The organism is Candidatus Babeliales bacterium, assembly GCA_035288105.1.
In the GTDB taxonomy this organism is placed as follows: Bacteria; Babelota; Babeliae; order Babelales; family Vermiphilaceae; genus SOIL31.
The window spans coordinates 1-4,423 of the sequence record DATEAY010000005.1; the positions used below are offsets into that span (position 1 = coordinate 1).

Annotated in this window: 4 protein-coding genes; 3 read left to right on the forward strand and 1 reads right to left on the reverse strand. The window is 36.8% G+C overall.

Translation table 11 applies throughout. The features are described from left to right. Nucleotides 1–947: 947 nt before the first annotated feature. The 3 genes from VJJ26_00285 to VJJ26_00295 all read left to right on the forward strand — a co-directional run bounded on the left by VJJ26_00285 (nt 948) and on the right by VJJ26_00295 (nt 2,831). Nucleotides 948–1,424 (forward strand): hypothetical protein, encoded by a 477-nt coding sequence (locus VJJ26_00285; protein HLC06598.1) that lies wholly within the window; start codon nt 948–950, stop codon nt 1,422–1,424. 236 nt (nt 1,425–1,660) lie between these two features. Next, nucleotides 1,661–2,071 (forward strand): restriction endonuclease, encoded by a 411-nt coding sequence (locus VJJ26_00290; GenBank protein HLC06599.1) that lies wholly within the window; start codon nt 1,661–1,663, stop codon nt 2,069–2,071. A gap of 424 nt (nt 2,072–2,495) precedes the next feature. Continuing rightward, on the forward strand, nt 2,496–2,831 hold the full coding sequence (locus VJJ26_00295; GenBank protein ID HLC06600.1) for a hypothetical protein: 336 nt from the start codon (nt 2,496–2,498) through the stop codon (nt 2,829–2,831). Between the two features lie 724 nt (nt 2,832–3,555). On the opposite strand, the gene VJJ26_00300 is transcribed toward VJJ26_00295, so the two are convergent. Next, nucleotides 3,556–3,942: a hypothetical protein gene (locus VJJ26_00300; protein ID HLC06601.1), complete on the reverse strand. Its 387-nt coding sequence runs from the start codon at nt 3,940–3,942 to the stop codon at nt 3,556–3,558. Nucleotides 3,943–4,423: the final 481 nt, after the last annotated feature.

Genomic DNA, 4,423 nt, shown 5'->3' on the forward strand with positions numbered 1-4,423 from the left:
AATATTTTCTCATAAGGTTAATACCCTTTTAGAAAAAATGATAGAGGAATGTGAAAAGTTACATCAGCCATCTCGTAAAACAACACTGCAGATGATTGATGAAATGCTCGGTGATTCTTTACCGACAAAGATAAACCTGGAGAGAGTTGAAGTATCAGGGGGATGCAGTGCTTAGCTTAACACCTATGGGAAGTTCCCTCTGTCTACTCGACTCGTATTGTTCGCTTATAACAAATGGCAGTTGAAAGAATGGAAGCAGCAAGTATCAGATTTTCTTGAAAAATTTCGCTTGCGATTAAATCCCAGAGCCGTTCAACTATATCCCTCCCCTATTGGCAATAGATTCTTAGTATTACAACGAGACTTCGTTATATATCAGTAGGTTAGCTATGTTATAAATAAAAGCTATTTTTAGACAAAACAACAACTTATGTTTATTAATAAACCATTGTTAAAGTCAAAGTCTCGTTGTAATATTAGGACAGGTTATCTATCGAACCAAGCGAAGATTGACAGGTGAAAATGTACGCAGATTTAGGAACCGGTTACGAAAATGGGAAAAGGTTCCACCTGAGAACCTGCAACAAAGAATAGCCAGTTGGGTAGGTCATGCAAAGCAAGCAGATACAAAAACTTTGTTAAAATCTTTCTCAAATCCTATGATTGATAGATTACTTTGTTAACATTCTCTGAAAAGTCTTTCTTGTAATAAGGGTATCACGACCATTTATGTAAAAATGCACGGTAATAACTTTAAAGTGTCAAAAACGTCGGTTTATTAACCAATTAAAAATATTATTAAATTTCTATTGGAGCCAATTAATATTGCGTGCCATAACCATACAAAATATAAATGTTGATATTTTTTTGTCATAGCAAGTATTGTAAGATAAGTTTCAGAAAACAAATTCTTATCAGCTTAACAACAAACAGCAATAGGATAAATTATGCTTTTCCTTTTGTTAATTACTATTCATGTTCTTGGCGTTGTGCTTTGGATCGGTGGCGTTGCCTTTGTCACTTTAATTGTTTTTCCTTTGATCATAAAGATGGAGGGCTCACTTGAACAGGTGTTATTCTTTCAACGTGTGGAGCACCGGTTTGCAAAAATCGCAAAACTCTGTGTGCTCATCGTTGGCCTGACAGGGGCGTGGCTTTTGTATCTTACAGGGCAATGGAAACAACTCTTTACTTTCCAGGGCATCGGGCCAACAGCAATGCTTCTTGTGTGGAGTTTTTATGTGTTAGTGTTGCTTTTTGAAAACAGATTGTTTCAGTTGATTTTTAGCAAACAGGGCCAGCAGGATACGAAAAAAGTATTCCATAAACTCACAGTCTTCCACTGGGTTGTTCTTGGCTTGAGTCTTTTGGCAACAGGCATTGGTGTCTGGACAGGACATGGCGGTCAAATTGGCCTGAAGTAACCGTTTCCCGCTGCAAATAGCCAACGCTGCAAAAGCTTTTAATAATTAAGTAGATAAAAGCCAGGAACAAGAAAAAAAGCCTCCAGTATCTGGCTTGATATGCCATTCAATTAAACTGAACCAATACCGGCAAGTCCTGAACAAATATTAAAATTGGTAGTCCTGCACAAGTAGTGATATCTTAAAAAATTACCATTATCTTAGATTGCCTTATGAATTAAAAATCACTACATGTTATTGAAGCTATACTGCAAGCTCAGGGCTATACTACATACCGTAGTCCTGAAGGGCCAGACCGAGGCATTGATATATTAGCTGCACCGGGTCCTCTTGGGTTTGGGAGTCCAAGACTTTGCGTTCAAGTGAAGACGGGAGATAGCCCCGTGGATAGACCAACGCTTGATCAACTCATTGGAGCTATGCAAAACGTTAATGCAGAACAGGGATTACTTGTTTCATGGGGTGGATTTAAAACATCTATCGACAAGGAACTTCCTACTCAGTTTTTTAAAGTAAGACTATGGGATCAAGATTCGATAATAGATGAACTGATGAGTAATTATGACAGACTTGATGAAGATATTCGAGCAGAACTACCATTAAAACGTATTTGGACATTAACAGCAATTGAAAACGATACAAAATAGAAGCCATAACAAGTCGTTGGACATGAATGCAGACCACAGGACGCTTTTACAGACTGACTTTGACTTATGATTTGCAAAACGGTTTTTTGCTCTTTTAAGTCATTCGGTGGTCTGCATCAGTCAACTCTACGTTATCCTCGGTAGTCGCAAGGATCATTACGAGAAGAAAAGACGGTTCGCCACGCATAAATCGGATAATTTGGAGCGATGAGATTCTTGGCCAGGAAAAAAAGACAGTTCGCCACGGATAAGCCGGAGAAGTCGAGTTGGAAAGTTTTTTTGCCAGGGAAAAAGATGGTTTGCCTTGGACAAGAGGTAAACAAGGAAAAATAACAATAAAATACACCTGACTGGAGCTGGTTATTTTGAAGTTAGGCAGCTTACCCTACCTACATTTTTAACCATCAGAATAGGAGATTTTATTATGTGGAAGAGGTCTTTTTTCATTGTGAGTTTGGTGTTGTGCTTTTCTTGGGAGATTGCATTTGCCGATAATATTGATGCCGACATGCTAAGGGATTGCACAGAACTGGCCTCACATATAGAAAAATCATCAAAACAGTCTTTTGCGATAGAAGATTTGGAGCCTCTTTTTACTTGGCGAGCATCCTGCGCGGAAAAGCCACCAACAGGTAAAGGCAATGTCAAGGCATTGTGTGAAGGAAATGTTTTACAAAAGAATGGTACCAAAAAGAGAATATTCTTCTGGTCAAAAACAAACCAAGAAAAACTTGTCACAGGTTATTACTGGTGTAATTGATTGAGTAGAAAAAAATGGAGTCAGCGCGTCGGCTGGGATGGGTTTGCGAAACCTAGCAAAAGAATATTGGGTATAACCCAACAAAAGTCAAAAAAATCTCATAGAATCGTAAAACCTATTGATTTATAAGGAATTTTAAAAATTGGTTTTCTTAAGATAATTGAAAAATGTTGGTTTTTAAAAACTATTTAAAATCAATGTCTTACAATATTCTATGGCGGAATTTTGACTTTTGTTGGGTTATACCCAATAACCCCCAAACTCTAAACTTGCCAAGTCGAGGATTTTCTCTTTGAATTCTATACACTTTGTTGATTATCGAAAAAAAGACTTTCCTATGAGGTCGATGAGGGGCTTTAGATTTCGGCATAAGTCCAGCAAAGTTATCTTTCTCGAAAATGCTGATAATGTCATAGAGATATTGACGTGATAGTCCATAAAACTTAGCAAGAGTTGTAATTTTCCATCCTGAGTAATATCGTTTAACTATTTCAACTTTAAGCTGATAAGGATCAGTAGGAGTGATGGGAATCTTACGCTGAATTGGATGAGGATTCTCTTCTATAATTGTTGTAACTACTCAGCCATTAAATATTGTTGGTTATCAATATGTTACGCAAAAACATAAAAATCTATCAAAGAACATAACATATTGATATTTCAACAAACTGCTTTTTGAGCAGCAAAATTTACTTTCTGTATCTTATTGAAATATAAGCATTTGTTAGGCTGAGTAGTTACTAATTGTCTTAACCTGATAAGGTGTGAGCTTATAACCAAATTTATGATCAATAATATGGCAAATCTCAATGTATTTAAAGTCGGAGTAGATAGAAAGAAGATTAAAAATTTCATCTAAGACATCTTGAGGAATGTTCCAATTTCTAATTTTTTTTGGAAGCTCCCGAGAGTCAAATAGTCCTCGCATTCCATGCTGTTTGAATTGTTTGACTCTTTTCTTGATGGTATTTTTACTACTGCCAGTTTGTCTTGCCCTCTCTTTAATTGATACACCCTCAAATAAAACGAGAGGACGTATGCTTTCATATCTGTCTTGTACATCATCAATGAACTTTTCTTTTAATTGACCGTAGTCATCAGCAAGGGACATAAGATACGAACCTCATTTGTAATAAAATTAAGAAGATTCGTATTATATCATATACTTAAAAGGGGGGTCAGGATAGATTTTCAAAAACTGTCAACTATGTCTTGGCACAGTGCAAACAGGGATCTGTTCGGTTCGCTCAGGTTTCTGCTTGCCCGTGGCAATCTCATGAACTGTATGCAGTATATCGGCACTATAGTACCGATTTCCACATAAATTACAAACACCAATGATGATTTTTTCTAGAATCACAAAGCCATTTTTATGTTTAAATGCCTCACGTTCAACCAGTCGTGGTTGCACTTTACCTTCGCAGTATTCACATTTATATCCGTACATAATAGGGTAAAATTAAACACTTAGGGAAAAACGGTCATAGAGTTCTTAAATCTGGTATACCTAAGCAAGCGTAACAAACCCTCCATAGGTCTCTCAATCAATCCTCAGCATGTCTTTGACGAACCTTCTTATACTTTTTGAGATC